Source organism: Nostoc sp., from assembly GCF_036917355.1.
In the GTDB taxonomy this organism is placed as follows: Bacteria; Cyanobacteriota; Cyanobacteriia; order Cyanobacteriales; family Nostocaceae; genus Nostoc.
On record NZ_JBALDP010000099.1, the window covers coordinates 43,641 to 60,473 of the forward strand.

General features: G+C 41.9%; 15 protein-coding genes and 1 pseudogene. 8 read left to right on the forward strand and 8 right to left on the reverse strand.

Translation table 11 applies throughout. From position 1 onward, the window contains the following. The first annotated feature begins 129 nt into the window (after positions 1-129). On the forward strand, positions 130-1,866 hold the full coding sequence (locus tag V7K53_RS29405; protein ID WP_335201079.1) for a diflavin flavoprotein: 1,737 nt from the start codon (positions 130-132) through the stop codon (positions 1,864-1,866). 756 nt (positions 1,867-2,622) lie between these two features. Next, positions 2,623-4,428 (forward strand): iron uptake porin, encoded by a 1,806-nt coding sequence (locus tag V7K53_RS29410; protein ID WP_335200996.1) that lies wholly within the window; start codon positions 2,623-2,625, stop codon positions 4,426-4,428. Positions 4,429-4,622: 194 nt separating this feature from the next. On the opposite strand, the gene rpmA is transcribed toward V7K53_RS29410, so the two are convergent. Further along, positions 4,623-4,919, reverse strand: coding sequence for a 50S ribosomal protein L27 (gene rpmA / locus V7K53_RS29415; protein WP_099099325.1), 297 nt, complete (start codon positions 4,917-4,919; stop codon positions 4,623-4,625). Positions 4,920-4,948: 29 nt separating this feature from the next. Further along, on the reverse strand, positions 4,949-5,356 hold the full coding sequence (gene rplU / locus V7K53_RS29420) for a 50S ribosomal protein L21 (RefSeq protein ID WP_335200998.1): 408 nt from the start codon (positions 5,354-5,356) through the stop codon (positions 4,949-4,951). 569 nt (positions 5,357-5,925) lie between these two features. On the opposite strand from rplU, the gene V7K53_RS29425 reads away from it, so the two are divergent. Beyond that, the gene (locus V7K53_RS29425) at positions 5,926-6,159 is read left to right on the forward strand and encodes a Nif11-like leader peptide family natural product precursor (protein ID WP_334720947.1); all 234 of its coding nucleotides are present in this window, start codon (positions 5,926-5,928) and stop codon (positions 6,157-6,159) included. 310 nt (positions 6,160-6,469) lie between these two features. Continuing rightward, the gene (locus V7K53_RS29430) at positions 6,470-7,564 is read left to right on the forward strand and encodes a nucleotidyltransferase domain-containing protein (protein WP_335201000.1); all 1,095 of its coding nucleotides are present in this window, start codon (positions 6,470-6,472) and stop codon (positions 7,562-7,564) included. A gap of 110 nt (positions 7,565-7,674) precedes the next feature. On the opposite strand, the gene V7K53_RS29435 is transcribed toward V7K53_RS29430, so the two are convergent. Both V7K53_RS29435 and bchI read right to left on the reverse strand, forming a co-directional pair. Further along, complete coding sequence (locus tag V7K53_RS29435; RefSeq protein WP_335201002.1) at positions 7,675-7,971, reverse strand: hypothetical protein; 297 nt, start codon at positions 7,969-7,971, stop codon at positions 7,675-7,677. Between the two features lie 172 nt (positions 7,972-8,143). Continuing rightward, positions 8,144-9,268, reverse strand: a complete 1,125-nt coding sequence (gene bchI, locus V7K53_RS29440) for a magnesium chelatase ATPase subunit I (RefSeq protein WP_335201004.1) — start codon at positions 9,266-9,268, stop codon at positions 8,144-8,146. 427 nt (positions 9,269-9,695) lie between these two features. On the opposite strand from bchI, the gene V7K53_RS29445 reads away from it, so the two are divergent. Then, positions 9,696-10,892, forward strand: coding sequence for a glycoside hydrolase family 10 protein (locus V7K53_RS29445; RefSeq protein ID WP_442940519.1), 1,197 nt, complete (start codon positions 9,696-9,698; stop codon positions 10,890-10,892). A 110-nt stretch (positions 10,893-11,002) separates the two neighbouring features. Here V7K53_RS29445 and V7K53_RS29450 read toward each other — a convergent pair whose 3' ends face one another. Together V7K53_RS29450 and V7K53_RS29455 are read right to left on the reverse strand one after the other, a co-directional pair. Further along, positions 11,003-11,686 (reverse strand): ATP-dependent Zn protease, encoded by a 684-nt coding sequence (locus V7K53_RS29450; protein ID WP_335201007.1) that lies wholly within the window; start codon positions 11,684-11,686, stop codon positions 11,003-11,005. Between the two features lie 116 nt (positions 11,687-11,802). Continuing rightward, positions 11,803-12,198 carry a hypothetical protein gene (locus V7K53_RS29455; protein ID WP_322689782.1) on the reverse strand — a complete coding sequence of 132 codons (396 nt, stop codon included), beginning with the start codon at positions 12,196-12,198 and terminating at the stop codon, positions 11,803-11,805. A gap of 65 nt (positions 12,199-12,263) precedes the next feature. Between V7K53_RS29455 and V7K53_RS29460 the strand changes: the two genes are divergently transcribed. From V7K53_RS29460 to V7K53_RS29470, 3 genes are all read left to right on the forward strand, one after another. Then, positions 12,264-12,950: a response regulator transcription factor gene (locus tag V7K53_RS29460; RefSeq protein ID WP_322683312.1), complete on the forward strand. Its 687-nt coding sequence runs from the start codon at positions 12,264-12,266 to the stop codon at positions 12,948-12,950. An 8-nt stretch (positions 12,951-12,958) separates the two neighbouring features. After that, positions 12,959-14,254, forward strand: coding sequence for a sensor histidine kinase (locus tag V7K53_RS29465; RefSeq protein WP_335201009.1), 1,296 nt, complete (start codon positions 12,959-12,961; stop codon positions 14,252-14,254). 549 nt (positions 14,255-14,803) lie between these two features. Continuing rightward, positions 14,804-15,145 (forward strand): DNA-binding protein, encoded by a 342-nt coding sequence (locus tag V7K53_RS29470; protein WP_322683310.1) that lies wholly within the window; start codon positions 14,804-14,806, stop codon positions 15,143-15,145. A 111-nt stretch (positions 15,146-15,256) separates the two neighbouring features. Here V7K53_RS29470 and V7K53_RS29475 read toward each other — a convergent pair. After that, positions 15,257-16,603: pseudogene (locus V7K53_RS29475) on the reverse strand (IS4 family transposase). Positions 16,604-16,658: 55 nt separating this feature from the next. Next, complete coding sequence (locus V7K53_RS29480) at positions 16,659-16,799, reverse strand: hypothetical protein (RefSeq protein WP_335201011.1); 141 nt, start codon at positions 16,797-16,799, stop codon at positions 16,659-16,661. Positions 16,800-16,833 lie beyond the last annotated feature (34 nt).

Below are 16,833 nucleotides of genomic sequence, written 5' to 3' on the forward strand. Positions count from 1 at the left end.
GGATAATAACCAATGCCCCATTCCCCATTTCCCATTCCCCATTTCCCATTTCCCATTTCCCATTTCCCATTCCCCATTCCCCATTCCCCATTCCCCATTCCCCATTCCCCATTATTAACAGAGGTTATTATGTCTGCTGCCACATTAATGCCCAACCATAGCAGAGATGTACAAGTTGCTGAAATTGGTAAAAATACTCTGATTTTGCGATCGCGGACTTGGGACAGATTAAAATTTGAGGTTGAATATTCCCGTCAACGGGGAACTACAGCGAATTCTTATCTGATTCAAGCTGATAAAAAGGCTTTAATTGACCCTCCCGGCGAATCTTTTACCGAAATTTACCTCGAGCAACTAGCACAACATCTAGATTTCATCTCCCTCGATTACATTGTTCTTAGCCATGTCAATCCGAACCGCAGAGCAACCTTGCAAGTATTACTCTCTCTGGTTCCTCAAGCCACTCTCATTTGTTCTCGCCCCGCCGCCAATGCTCTCAAAACTGCCTTTCCCGAATTTGAATCACCTATTCAAGCGATGCGATCGCAGGATACTCTAAATTTAGGACAAGGACATCTTCTATCATTTATCTCTGTACCGACTCCTCGGTGGGCGGATGGACTTTGTACCTACGATTCCGCTACAAAAATACTCTACACAGACAAACTTTTCGGCGCTCATATTTGCGAAGATACTTTGTTTGATGAAGATTGGAAGGGTTTAGATGCGGAACGTCGCTACTATTTTGAATGTCTTCATGCGCCCCAAGCCAAACAAGTCGAAGTAGCCTTAGATAAAATATCGCTTTTGGGAGCCAGATGTTATGCCCCAGCACACGGGCCGGTTGTTCGTTACAGCCTGAGTCGTTTTACTTATGATTACCGTCAATGGTGCCAAGGGCAAAAATCTCAAGAGTTGAGTGTCGCTTTGCTTTATGCTTCTGCTTATGGAAATACAGCAACTCTGGCAAATGCGATCGCTCAAGGTTTGATCCAAAATGGAGTTAATGTAGAATCAATCAACTGCGAACTAGCCGATTCTGCGGAGATTAACCGCATTGTAGAAACCTGCGATGGCTTGATTATCGGCTCACCCACTTTAGGCGGACATGCGCCGACTCAAATTCAAACTGCTTTAGGAATAGTTCTCTCGGTGGCGGCTAAAACTAAGTTAGCAGGGGTGTTTGGTTCTTATGGCTGGAGTGGCGAGGCAATAGATTTAATCGAAAGCAAGCTCAAAGATGCTAATTATCAACTAGGGTTTGAAACAATTCGGGTGCGTTTCAGTCCGACTCCTGAGATTCTTCAGCAGTGTCAAGAAGCAGGTGCTTTTTTTGCCCAAAACTTGAAGAAAACTAAAAAACTGCGGACTTCCCGCCACATTGTCACAGAAACCCATGTAGATCGTACCGAACAAGCGGTAGGGCGGATCGTCGGTTCTCTTTGTGTTGTGACAACTCGTGATGAAGAAACTCACAAAGGGGTTTTAACTTCTTGGGTATCTCAGGCAACTTTTAACCCGCCAGGAATTATGATTGCGATCGCTAATGAGCAAAATGCAGATTTAATGCATCATCCTGGTGATAAATTTGTGCTGAATATCCTCAAAGAAGGAAGAAATGTCCGCCGCTATTTTTCTCGTCATAGCACTTTAGGGGATAATCCTTTTGCAAAGCTTGACACAAAAACTGCTCTGAATGGTTGTTTAATTCTGAATGAGGCATTAGCCTATTTAGAATGTACAGTGCAAAATCAGCTGGAATGTGGCGATCGATGGTTAATTTATGCCGTCATCGATCGCGGTGAAGTGTTGGAAAATGATGGTGTCACGGCTTTGGAACATCGGAAATCTGGCAGCTATTATTAACCTGACTTTTTATAGTATGTAAAAAATCTCCCTCGTCTCCCTCGTTCCCAGTCGGAGACTGGGAATGCATTCATTGAGTCTCTGACTCAATATCTGACTGGAGGCAGCAGCCCCTAATAAGCTATTCCCATGCTCTGTATGGGAACGAGAAACGAATTTTTCCACGCACTCTTGAAAACGAAGGCGAGTACGTCGATTATCCTATAAGGCTAGAAGTCTTTTAAAGTTGCAATCTTATTGTTTCGCCTGACAATAAACTCATTATTGATTGCACGAACGAGCGGGTTATATATTTTAATATTATCAAAAATCTATTTCTTATAATATTTAATAATATTTTAATGTTATTTGTATATATTTCAAAGGTAAAAATTTTAAAAGTGTTTATTTTTGTAAAAAATGTGAAGTACCACTTATCAAAACCATAGTGTATCTATAGACTTGAAGTAGTTTAAAAATTTCAAAAAGTAGTTTTTTAAGCAATGAAGTCTTTACTCATGGCTAAGTAATTGTTAAAATTCCAATTTTTAACTTGATAAAAGCTACAACTATCCTCAGCCGATGCATCGACTGAGATATTACTATGTGAATTCTGTACAAAGTAACTTTGTACGGCATAAATTCGCATATTTAATCGGAAAACTCTCAGCAAACAGAGTATGTAATTTTTGAGAGCTTGCTTTAGCAAGTTAGCTTTAGCTTGTGAATAATACAGTATTCACAATAAACAGTGGTGTTTGATTTTGTGTGTGAGGAATGAGTGTGAATTACTACAAGTTAATGTGTACAAAAAGAGCCAGTTGGCTGTGCTTACTTACTGCTTTAATTTCGCTGGGTGCATCTCCTGCAACTGCTCAATCAATTGCTGACAATCCTATAAACAATTTTGAGAGTGCAGACAAAGACAACAGTAGCAGATTTTCAACTAATTTTAATTCTTTAGAATCGAATGCGATCGCTCAAGTAAACTCAGTATCTCAATTATCTGATGTTAAGACAACAGATTGGGCATTTCAAGCACTGCAATCGGTAGTGGAACGTTACGGTTGCATTGTGGGATATCCTGACAGTACTTATAAAGGAAATCGTGCCTTAAGCCGTTATGAATTTGCTGCGGGATTGAATGCTTGCTTAGATAGAATCAACGAACTAATTGCTACTAGTACTGGTGATTTAGTTAAAAAAGAAGATTTAACTACTCTCCAAAAACTTCAAGAAGAATTTACATCTGAACTTGCAACATTGCGTGGTCGAGTAGATGCCTTAGAAACTCACACAGCTACCTTAGAAAAGCAACAGTTTTCTACCACAACTAAACTTAATGGCGAAGCGATTTTTTCTTTATCCACAGCGACAGGTGGAGAACCAGGTAGCCAAGATGCTAAATTAGCTTTCAATAATCGCGTCAGGCTCAATCTTACCAGTAGCTTTAACGGCAGTGATTTGTTGATTGTTGGACTTCAAGCTTACAACTTCAGATCGAGCGGTTCATTTTATGAAAGAGGAACCATTCAAGGCCAATTACTGCCGAATTCAAGTTCTCTTGGTGCAGGTTCAACCAAGTTAAGCTTTGAACCTCAATTTCCTGGCTTTAACCCTCAGACATTACAACCCGACGGCGGAGCAAACTCAGTTAGTCTTTACAAGCTAGCTTACGTCTTACCGTTGTCTCAGAAATTCGTTGTCTTTGCTGGAACAAATGCAGAAATTACAGATGTTTTTCCTGCCATCACTCCCTACGCCAGCGATAGTCAAGGTGCAATCTCTCGATTTGCAGGTTACAACGCTGCTGTCAGAATTACAGGAGGCACTTCTGGTACGGGTTTACTAGCTGGTGCTGGTTTCTTGTGGAATCCTTCAAAACAAGTTGGACTTGGAGTTATCTATGGTAGCGGTTCAGCTCCGATATCAGAAGATCGTGGTCTTTTGAACACGCCTTTGGGAGCAGGTGTCTTTAACGGTACACAAGCAATTGCTGCCCAACTGACCCTCAAACCAATCTCAACTATTGATATCGGCATCAACTATGCACACAGCTATCACACTATTAACATTTTAGGTACAGGCTTGGGTAGCGCTGATATTGCTTCTATTCGATTTACTCCCAATGCAGCACAACTGGCGAGGTTTGGTGGTGACGCTACACTAGCAACTCTTGATGAGCCAATCAACGTAAATTCTGTTGGTGCAACGGTAACGTGGCGGTTTGCGCCGAAAACATCCTTATCACTATCAGGTGCATTGCTTTTTGCTAATCTCTCGAATGTAGATGCCTCTACAACCTTCAGTAGCTGGTCGGCTGGGTTGCATTTTAGAGATATATTCCATGAAGGGAACACCGCCGCCGTCATTTTTGGACAGCCACTTTACCGAGAATCTGTAGCGGGAATTGCTTCTCGTCCAGAAGACGCGACTCCCTATCATTTAGAAACGTTTTATAACTATCGGGTTAATGACAATATCTCCATTACCCCAGGTGTATATTTCATCTTTAGCCCGGAAGGCTTTAGTGCTAATGACACAGCAATTGTAGGCGCACTTCGCACTACTTTTACTTTCTAGTAGTTCGCTTTCGTGACGCAACCGGGGTAAAGGGTAAAGGGTAAGGGGTAAGGGGGAAATGGTAAAGGGTAAGGGGGAAAGGGTAAAGAAACTCAAAATCCTTTCCCTTTAACCTTTTCTCTAAGAGTGCAAAAATATATTTTGCAAGAGGTCTCTTAACTTGGCACCAACGGCAGGATGCCCACCCTAATACTCTAACTTGCTACTGCTTCAGCAGGAGCTGCCTCAGCAGCAGTTATGGGTAAATAAACACTAACTTTTTTACGGGTTTTGCCCTTTCTCTCAAACATTACAACACCGTCGATTAAGGCAAACAAAGTGTCATCGCTACCAATACCGACGTTGTTACCAGGGTGGAATTTGGTGCCACGTTGACGCACGAGAATGTTTCCTGCACGTACAACTTGACCGCCATAACGCTTGACACCCAGACGTTGGGCATTAGAATCACGACCGTTACGTGTACTACCTGTTCCTTTCTTATGAGCCATGATTTCCTCTTGTGTATCTACTTCTTTTATTATTCAGCAGCGGTTTCAACTTCTTCAGCAGCAGTGTTATCTACAACGGGGGTTTCCTTCTCCGGTTCTCCTTGGGCAGCAAACACTGCACCGTTAAGGGTGATGGAGTCAATCATAAGTCTGGTAATTTCCTGACGATGCCCCCGTTTTTTGCGGGTTTTCTTTTTCGGCTTCATTTTGTATACCAGGACTTTACGACCTCTGTAATGTCGCATTACAGTCCCTTCTACAGTTGCACCTGTTACTAATGGCTGTCCAATGGTGACTTCGCCATCGTGCTGCACGAGTAATACGGAATCTATTGTAACTTTTTCATCTGGTTCGATCGCCAGCAGTTCAATGTCGTAAAACCGCCCTGGCTCTACTCGTATTTGTTTGCCGCCAGTTTCAATAATCGCGTAGGTCATGGAATTGTCCTTGAGGTTGCCGTACAGGTAGCTGGTTTTTATCTCCTATAGAGATGCTTTTGCCAGCCTTTGTAATATGTCTACCTGATCCGAGCAGGAATTAGACAGACAATCTAACATAGTATTTTATTCATAGGCGTCAAGTCAAGCTCTAATAGGATTTTTGCGTTTGGCATTGCTGTCTGGTCAGCCCAAAGATGAAAAATCAGTTAATTACTCTGTCTGTGCGATCGCTCATTTTCCAAGAGTGAGGAGGAATTAGTCAACAGTCGTCATAAGTGTAGACATCGCCCACTCGCACGAATGTAAATTGTATTTATAAGAAGTCAGAACAAATACTTTTTAGATAAAATTTGCTACTATCTTAGGGCTGAATCTTCCAAAAGTTAACATTAGTTAGTATTAGCTTAAAACTTATATTTTGTTATCAAAATCAACACATTCTTCTTCTTTGTTTTAAGATGAAATATAAGGTATCTCATCTAGAAATTCTTTACAAAAGTTAGTGAATCCTCAAGAGTTAAACTATCACATTCAAACCTGATATTTCAAACAGGAGATTGATTGTCATGACACAGCAAAATGCTGCCCGACTTTTTCAAGCTGTAAAACAAGATCAAGCGTTACAGCAAAGACTTAAAGCAACAGCCGATCCAGAAGCCTTCATCAAGATTGCTCAAGAGCGTGGCTATGATTTCACCGCCAAAGAACTGGATAGTGAAATCAGCAAATTATCTGAAGAAGATTTAGCTGCCATTGTCAATCCAGGATGGGGAACTAGACGCCACATTTATCCTAGATAATTCTTGTTCTAGGAAACCGAAAGTATAGAAACAACTGAATTGACAAGTTTTGCTCCTCAAGGGGATACTGTTGCATCATCTCCAGGAGTATTCCTGTTAAACACATCAAATCCCTGATTTCCTAGAGAAGTCGGGGATCTTATTATTTGCAAATGATTAAGTAGAGCTATTATCTACCAATTTTCAGCTTGATTTATCCTGTGACAGGATCTATGCAATATCTGAAGAAAGCTAAAAGCCCTTTCTCTACTCTCTATCTCGCCACCTGCTTAACTCATGAGTTAGGATGACTATATTTTAATCAGGTGATATGAAAAGAATAGAAGTTGAGCAAAGAACTATTTTAATTGGTTTGGCTGGTAGCCACGGCTATGGTTTAAATCGTCCTGATTCCGACTTTGATTATCGGGGAGTATTTATTGCACCCAAAAGGTACTATTTGGGATTTGATCGGATAGAACAAAAAGATACTGGTTGGGATGAACCAGGAATATTTCCATTCGTTGATGGTAACAAAGACACAGTTATATATGAATTAAGAAAAATTCTCCAGTTATTAGCTGGCGCGAACCCCAATGTTTTAGAATTGCTCTGGTTAAATAACTATCCTTTTTTAAACGCAGTCGGACAGCATTTGATCGATCGTAAACAGTTATTTTTGAGCAAGAAGGTAAAACATACTTACACTGGTTATGCCTTTGCCCAAATCAAAAAGATGGAAACTCATCGTAAGTGGTTGTTAAAGCCACCGCAAAAAAAACCAATACCATCTGACTTCGCTATAGAAGATGAAGCACCTCTGAGCAAAGATGAGTTAAATGCTTTTCTGGAGTATCTTTATAACTTAATTAGAGGACGGATTGAGTTTTTAGAAGAAGCGGAACAATTATATCAATTGCTGACAGCAGATATTGACTTTAAAGGAGTTTTAAAACAATATACTTTACCCGATGAAACTTTGGAATATACCCAAAAGTTAACCAATAGTCGTAAAGATTTTATCCGTCTGCTTCAGAAAAGTCAAAGCTATCAAATAGCTTTAAGAGAATGGAAGGCTTACTTATCTTGGCAGGAGAATAGAAATCCGGCTAGAGCAGAAATGGAAAGAAAGTCAGGTTTTGACCTCAAACATGGAATGCACTGCATTAGATTGTTACGCAGTGGAGTAGAAATATTGCGGCGAGGTGAAGTGATTGTAGATAGAAGAATAGCTGGTGATGTTGAAGATTTAAAAGCTATTTTAAAAGGTGAGTATTCTTATGAGCAGGTGATGAAAATAGCAGAAGATTTAGTCGCCGAAATGGAAATTGTTTGCGAACAATCTCCCCTACCTCATAAACCTGATTTGGAGCAAATTAATGAGTTGTGTATGGAATTGGTGGAAATGCAAAAATGGAGTCATTAGTCATTAGTCATTAGTCATTAGTCATTAGTCATTAGTCATTGGTCATTGGTTATTGGTGCTTACAACTAACAAAAAACAAATAACAAAGGACAAATGACTAATGACAAATTTTAAAGAGCGTACATTAAATCAGCAAAGCCATAGAGGCTGATGATGAGTAATAGGGATGCTGTTAGTTGGGTAATTCGTGTTTGATGCGAGGGAGCGATCGCTTCCCGCACTAAGATGGAAATAGATGCCCCAACTACTAAGCTCAAGCCTAAGATTAAATAGGGCATGTCAGGTAAAATACTGGCTATTGCCAGCATCGCGATCGCTAATAAGAGCATCAATAATTCTACAAACCTGGGCGGGTTGTATTGGCTAGATAGAACAAAGCTGTTGAACCAAAAAGACCAAAATCTCATATTTTAGTACTGAGTTAGGAGTTAGGAGTTAGGAGTTAGGAGTTAGGAGTTATATATAGTCAGTGCTGATTGAGGAATTAAAGTTGTGAGATATGAAGCAGCTTTCCATTCAAAACTCTTAACTATTAATTCTTCACCGGAAGCGGAGCATTTCCGGCTCCGCTCCTAACTTTTAACCCCTAGCTCCTAATTTTTGACCTGTGCCGTTCTTTTGTGCATTATCACTTTCTGGTAGTTCGACACCAAAGACGCGGCTAAAAACTTTGGCGACTTTGTAGCCAGAATCAATCGATTCTAAAGGGTCTTTCCGCAGTCTGTGACGCAAACATAGGGTAATTACGCGATGGATATCATCAACTGTAACTTCAGTGCGTCCTTCATAAGCTGTTAAGGCTTTGGCGGCGCGGTTACTAACTATGTCACCCCGCAAACCATCTACATCCAGTTCTGAGCAGACTTCAGAAATTTTCACCCGCAGATCGTAGTCAATTTTCACTTCTGGCAAAAGCTGTTGAGCATTGACAATTTGCTGTTGTAATGCTTCTTGCTGGGGTTTGTAATTTTCGAGAAATACTGGCGGGTTTTGGTCAAAATCCGCCCGTTGTTCCACGATTTGTACCCGCAAAGCTGGTTCTTTGACTGTGTGAATTTCTGCGTGCATCCCAAAGCGATCGAGCAGTTGGGGGCGTAGTTCGCCTTCTTCGGGGTTTCCAGAACCCACAAGCACGAAACGCGCTGGGTGACGGATAGAAATACCTTCTCTTTCTACAGTGTTCCATCCACTGGCAGCGGAGTCGAGTAACACGTCTACAAGGTGGTCATCTAGTAAGTTGACTTCATCCACATAGAGAATGCCCCGATTAGCTTTTGCCAGCAGTCCGGGTTCAAAGGCTTTGACACCTTCAGATAAAGCTTTCTCGATGTCGATTGTGCCACAAACTCGATCTTCTGTAGCTCCTAGCGGCAGGTCTACCATTTGGACTTTTTTGTGAGCTACGGGAATTTCCGCCCCTTGTTCTAACAGTTGGCGGACTTCATCGCTCATCAAGTCAGGGTCGCTAGGATCGCTACTGAAGGGGTCATTAGCAACCACAGAAATTTCTGGTAGCAGATCCGCCAGCGCCCGGATAGTTGTGGATTTCCCGGTGCCGCGATCGCCCATAATCATTACACCCCCAATTTTGGGGTCAATCACGTTCAATAGCAGCGCCAGTTTCATTTCTTCCTGGCCCACAATTGCCGTAAAAGGAAATACTACGCGACGCGCACTTGCCGTGGATTGAGCAGTTGGACTCACTAAATTACCTTAACAATATTTTTCTTATTACAGTTCTTTATTGTGACACAGGTAGGGCATGGGGGAATGTGAAGATCGGGAGCAGGGGAGCAGGGGAGCAGGGGAGCAGGGGAGCAGGGGAGCAGGGGAGCAGGGGAGAAGTTGCAGTAAGTTTTTCTCCTCTGCCCCTCTGCCCCTCTGCCTCTTTTAAATGCCCCATTCCCCATACCAATATCTATATGGGCACAAATGCTTATTAGCTGCGTCAACTATCTTAATTTGTCTGTTTTAGTTTTTTTGGTGCAAAAGTTCCATAAGTAAAGAACGAACAACTACCAACTCATCAATTCTGTACTAAGCATAAATACTTGTAGACTATATGGTTAGTAGATTCAATCGTAAAAGCGAACAATGGCGTGTGTGGGTAGCTAATGCATCATTCAAATTTATGAAATCATCTTTTATTGTCCAAAGTTGGCGGCGACTACTCAAGTCTTTTTTTCCCATTCTCATTTTAATATCGTTTGTTAGTGTATTGCTGGTGGATAGTTTCACCCCTGCGATCGCACAGTTACCCCGTCAGGAAATTCGCGGGGTTTGGATGACCACTAATGATTTTGACACCCTCAAAAATCGGGACAAAGTGCAGGATGCGGTGAGTCAACTGCGGCGGATGAACTTCAACACAATCTATCCTGTGGTGTGGAATTCTGGCTATGTGATGTATCCTAGTGCCCTAGCACAACGTGCAGGTATTCAACCTTTTGTCTACAAAGGTTCAGATGGACATGATATTCTGGCAGACCTCATTACCCAAGCCCATCGCAAAGGATTGTTAGTGATTCCCTGGTTTGAGTTTGGTTTCATGGCTCCCCCAACCTCAGAACTAGCAATGAATTACCCGGATTGGTTCACACAAAAGCGGGATGGTAGCCAAACTTCAAACAGTGCGGCTGGTGAGGTGATGTGGCTCAATCCGTTCCATCCAAAAGTGCAACAGTTCATCACTAATCTTGTGCTGGAAACTGTTACCCAATATGATGCCGATGGCATTCAGTTTGACGATCACATGAGTTTGCCTCACGAATTTGGTTACGACCAATATACAGTTGCTTTGTACACCAAAGAAACCAAAAATGCTCCCCCAAAAAATCCCCAAGATGCGGCATGGGTAAAGTGGCGGGCAGATAAGATTACGGCGTTCATGGTAAAACTTAACCAAGCTGTGAAGCAGAGAAAACCCCAGGCGATTTTCTCTGTTTCTCCTAATTATTATGATTTTGCTTACAAATTTCACCTGCAAGATTGGCTAGGTTGGATGCGGCAAAATATTGTGGACGAGTTAATTGTGCAAATTTATCGCCCGGATCTGAAAAGTTTTGTGGACAATATTTCTCGCGCAGAAATTCAAGAAGCGCAACAAACAATTCCAACTGGAGTTGGCATTATGACAGGGTTACGAAATAACCCAGTTCCCATGCAGCAAATTAAGTCTCAGGTGCGGGCTGCCCAAGAACGCGGTCTAGGCGTAACCTTCTTTTATTATGAAAGTCTTTGGAACGATGCTCTAGAATCTTTAACTGAGCGGCAAGCTGGATTTGAAAATCTTTTTCCATCTCCTGCACTCCGCGCCAGAGTTGAATAACTTTTTTGTTTAAGATGATGTTAATGAGTTTGTAGTAAGGACTTTAGTCCTTCTTTTTTAAGCACTAAAGTGCTTACTACAAACTATCAAAACTAGGTTGACATAACTTCTTACTTCCCACTCCCTACTCCTAACTCAGCATGGCAATCTTCTACTGAAGCGCGTTGTCGCATGGCACTAACTAAAGTCTCGTAGCTAGACCAATTTTCTTGCAGTAGAGTTTTTGCCTGGAGAGCATGAAACCGCAGTTTTTGCTCATAAACTGATTCAGAAAAGCCTAACATTGTCAAGACTCCTATCAGCTTGCTTTTATCATCAGTTCCACCCTCAGCATTATTAAAAACCAGGGTTTCAGCAGCAATACCCGCCATCCAAACAGTACAGTAGCGGTCTAGCATTTGGGCGCTGATTTTTCCTACTTCTAGTTGAGATGCTAATTCGCCATCATCAAAGCTAACACCGCCTTGGCCAGGTTGCCCCTTTTTCCAGGCTTCCCAAGCGCTGAGTGTGTAGCCAGTAACGGGAATACCCAACAGGTAAGCAACCAAGAAATGTCCTGCTTCGTGATGGACGATGCGATCGCGGTGTTCTTTTGAAAAACCAGCAATCCAATCTACAAAGATGCTACCACCCTTGCCTTGCAAGCTGAAGCTATCTAATGTCGCTATACCTAAGATGGTGAAGGTAGCAAGTGCTGGTACTGCCGGAGATAAGTTGAAGAATGGCCCCACCAGTACCGATAGGGTCATGAGAAAGATAGATATTGCAACTAAATTTAGGCTAGTTTGACTCATTGAAAGTTTTCTGAATGCAACTTAATATTTCTTTATTATGTAGGAATTAATGTATATTTAATTGTTTAGGTGTAAATTTTTGATTTTGGTTGATTAATTTATTCTTTGGAAGTTCCTTAGTTCTCAATCCGATAACGTATCAACTGCTTTATTGCTGTTATTGGTAATCCTAAAGCTTGAGCGATCGCAGCATCGACTTGAGCAAATTCAGTCACAGGAAACTCAAATTCCATCTCCTTTAAAAGCGAATCAGCAGTGTAAACTTTAACTTCAGTCAACTTTTGTTTGCGTTGAATCACAGCTTCAATAGACATGACAGCTAGTGAAACAGAAAACTGAATTTGATGTTTTGAGTCGGCGTGAATTTGGGCGGTTGGATCGTAGGTATAGCTCAATACTTGATGCGTTAGCAAACCCGTACTCAACCAAAAAAACAATCCGATTAAGGGTATTGGTAGCCAAAACTCTAGTCCTAAGTTAATGAGAAATTGCAACCAACGGGGTCGAGCCATAATACAGAAAAAGTTTGATGATTAATTCATCATAGGAAAAAGAAAAAAGTACAGCGACATAATGAATGAGAATTTTACTTGTAGAGGATGATGTTACTCAGTTACAACCACTACAGGGTGCGCTATCGAAAGTCGGACATATTGTAGATGGTGCTGAAGATGGTGAAACAGCCCAATGGTTAATGCAACAGAGAGAATACGATCTGTTAATTTTAGATTGGATGTTGCCCAAAGTGAGTGGTGTTAGTCTGTGTCAACAGTATCGTCAAGCAGGAAAAACGGCTCCAGTGCTGATTCTCACAGCTAAAGATGCAATTTTGGATAAAGTATCTGCTTTAGATGTTGGTGCAGATGACTATTTAGTTAAACCCTTTAGTTTGCTGGAACTGTTGGCAAGAGTACGAGCACTGGGACGCAGAGCGCCACTCTGGCAAGGCGACACGCTAGAGTTAGCCGACCTACAACTTCATCTCAATACTCTAACGTTACAACGCCAGGAAGTTACAGTCCAGTTATCGGGTCGAGAGTTTCAATTGCTAGAATATTTCTTTCGACATCCCAGACAGGTACTCACTCATGACCAAATCGAACAAGCACTTTGGGAGTGGAATATACAACCAGACAGTAAAGCGATCGCCATGTCAGTGCATCGACTGCGGCAGCGCTTACAGATGGTGAAAGCAGAAGATTGGCTACAAACCGTTTACGGTATGGGATATAGATTGCTTGCTCCTGAATCATGCGATCGCTAATCCCTAACATGTTCAACCGCAGTCGGCGTAACCTAGCTCGCTGGTTTACGCTCTCTATGGGAAGTATTTTGGCGATCTTTGCAACAATACTTTACTTTTTAGAAGTAAAAGAGCAATTGCGGGCATTTGACCAAGAACTTTACAACACAACTCAGTTGATGGCGGCTGGCGTTGAAGATGGACTTTACCAAGAACAGCAACGCATTAGTCTCGAAGATGTCCCCATCTTGGGTGGTGAAGCTTTGCCCTTTGACAATAAAATTATTTATGCCCGTTGGTACACTCCCAAAAAGCAATTACTAGAGTTTTTTGGTGTCATTCCATCAGAGCAGTTAAATAATCGATTAGGATTTCAAACAATTGAGTTAAGCGATCGCGTTTCTACCAGTGTTCGCCAAAATAAACAACTGCGTCAATTAACAGTTCCTGTTTTTCAGGATAAACAATTAATTGGCTATCTAGAGATAGCCGCTTCTTTAGCGCCTGTTGAAGAAACTTTATGGTCGTTGAGACTGTTTTTAATAGTAGGTGTACCCATTGCTTTAAGCGTAATTGGTTTGACGGGGTGGTTTCTTGGTGGAATGGCCATGCAGCCAATTCGCCAAGCCTACGAGCAATTACAGCGCTTTACAGCCGATGCTTCCCACGAGCTACGAACACCCCTTCAGGCAATTCGGAATCATGCTCAGTTTAGTTTGCTCGAACCAATCGATCCCAATCAACAGCAAAGTTCCCTGGAAAATATTGACCAGATTGCTGAATTAATGGGAATGTTGATTAGTGATTTATTATTCTTAGCTCGAAATGAAGGACGGTTAAAGCCAGAGGCACTTAACCTCGTCAATTTGGTTAGCTGGCTGGGAGCATTAGTAGAGGAATACACTCATCCAGCAAAGGTAAAAAACTTAGAATTCACCAGCGAATTTCCTGAACAATTGGTAATGTTGAGAATAAATCCAGATTTAATGCGGCAAGCAATAACAAATCTTCTTAATAATGCCTGCCGCTACACGCCGTCTGGAGGTAGAGTTTGCTTACGAGTCTTCTTTGAGTCTCGTTGGGTAGTAATTGAAGTACAGGATAGCGGTATTGGGATTCCAGAGGCAGATTTACCGCATATCTTTGAGCGGTTTTATCGAGTAGATAGCGTGCGATCGCGCCATACTGGAGGCTTCGGGTTAGGATTAGCGATCGCCCAACAAATTGTCCAGGTACATGAAGGACAAATTATCGCAATCAGCCGTTTGGATGAAGGCTCTACATTTCAAATCAAGCTACCCTTCACGCCTAAACCTTTACCATAACGAGCAATTAATACTGGGCAAGCAAAGATTTTAATTAGACCTCTTAGCAAAAGTACTTTTTGCACTCTCGTGGGAAAAGGGTAAAGGGTAAAGGGTAAAGGGTAAAGGGGAAGGGAAATACAAAACCTTTACCCTTATCTCCAGAGGGGACCCCACCCAATACTTGTCGGGTTTTGGGGAAAAGGGGAAGCAATACTTTTCGGTTAAGGGAGAAAGGGAAAGGTTTTAATTCACCTTTCCCCCTTATCCTTTAACCTTTTCCCAGACCAAAAGAGAGATTGTTAGGCTTATCCGCAAAGTATTGAAAGGGGAAGGGGAAAGAAAAAACCTTTAACCTTTAACCTTTTCCCCAAACCCAATGCCGAGTTGAAAACGCACAAAGCGTGCAGTATTGGGACCCCACCTTTCCCTTTTCCCGACAAATGCCAAGAAGTCTATTGTTAGTGAAGGAATTTCTTGGCTTAAGACCATGCTGTTACTTTCTTGTTACTTTTATCCGGCAATCTGAAAATAAGCGTGAGTTACACATCAGATTGGAGGTCTTAACAAATGAATTTCAATCCTATACCCAGCATCGTTTTAACTAGCTTGTTTGCCTTGCTAATTTCTTTTGAGGTGGAAGCGCAGAAAGCACCAAACCAAATTGAGAATTTGCCAAATGCTCGTGTTACTACTATCTCCGGTCAAGTTACTAAGCTTTTAGATGACGAGTTCATTCTCAACGATGGTAAGGGACAAATCATTGTTGAGGCAGAACCTCAGTTGGGGCAACCCATTAACCTCTCTGTAGGAGAACAAGTCACCGTAGTTGGCAACTATGATAACAATGAGTTCAATGCCCTTAGTATTACTCGTGCCAACGGTGAAACTATTCAAATTCATGACGATTAAATTTCCGATACTTCAGGTTGTTCCCATGAATCTAATTTTGATTGCTGAAGACTAACCGACGTTGCTGAATCAAGGGATGATTCTTGTAGGGTGGGCGTCTCACCATAGGTGTCAAGTTAAGGCAGATGCCCAAATGTCAAGTGAGGTTGCGGCGTTGCGTCGGTGTCGCTGACGCACTGCCTTAACTAGTCCCATAGAGCGTTGATGCTCAACCACCCAAGGAATAAGTTGTAGTTGTGGGTTTTGTAAAAGTGCGCGGTGAAAAAAATACAAACTGCGAAAAACCATTTCGACAGAAATACATTCAATAGGCTGTTGCAAAGCCACAGCTACGTCGGCAGACAAATCATTGAGTACTGCATAAAAAATCCAGGTAGCATAGATTTGCATTTGCACACCATTAGTGCCGCCAACCCATAAATAAGATAAACCCAACAATCTTTTTGTGAGTAAAAATGCATCCTCAATTTTCCAACGTCGGCGATACAAATCACAGACTTGCTGTGGTGAAAGCTGTTGCGGGTCAAGGACATTAGTCAAATAATGATACCAAATTTTACCCCAGAGTACTGACACTTGGCGCATCGGATAACGACAAGGATCAGTATGGTTGAGTCCCATTTGAATAATTTCATCTTTGTAATGAGAACTACTCGAAAGGCAGCGTACTACTTGATAGCGCACCTTGGCTTTTTGTCTAGTTAAAACATATTTTCCTTGCTCAGTCAGGGTATCAAACCACTCAAACCCATAAAAGCCCATATCTGTAATCAGTAAACCACCCACTGGCAGGCGTTGTGTTATTTCACCCCACCATTTGGTTTCGTTGCGTTTGGCATCAGCGTCGAAAAATGCAGCAACTGGGCGATGGCTAAATGCTTCTACTACCATCAGCATCTTTCCCCCTAAAACTGCACCTGTTTTTTCTTGAAGTTGCCCCAAGTGTTTTTTGACTGCTTCCAAAGTCGATGCATCCGCAATCCATACTTCACTAAACTTCTCTGCTATTGATGCCCAAGAAAGTGCAATTTCAATTGGATTTTTTTTGGCTGCTAGGCGCTCTACTACTTGCTCAAACAGCTTACTAAACAATTGTGCTGGCAAGCTCTCAAGCCGTTGAGATAATGCTTGCCGGCTTACAGACATTGCCTCTACCCACAACAATCCTTCAACTTCCAGGCAGCGAAGCACATCTGTTAAATAATTTATTTGTCGATATACCAAACTCAACACTATTGCTGCCATCACGGGTAGGGTTAGTATCCGCGATGCCTACGGCGGGCTACGCCTACGCAAATTTCTCTGTTTGTCTTTTACATCTTTGAGATTGGCAAATGTCCCCGGACTTAACAGTTCAATCAACCGTGATTCTATCTCCTGATTTGTTGGGGCTGGGCAAGTTACCCGATGTCGAAAGTCTGGATTTCCTTGTTTTTTGCGTGGCTTACTCATGGCTATGATTAACACCCTTGTGTTGAGTTTAACCATTGAGTTTGACCTACTTGACAAGTTTCTATTTTTCTTGACACCTATGGCTAGATTCCCATCCCACAAAACTAGCAAAATCATCCCGCAAATATGCAACGCCGACTAATCTTGTTTGCTGTTTTTTCTCTATCACTAGAATGATGGCTACTTTTCCAGTCGCAGACATAATGTGACCTTAGTAGGTATAAAACATCAAATAG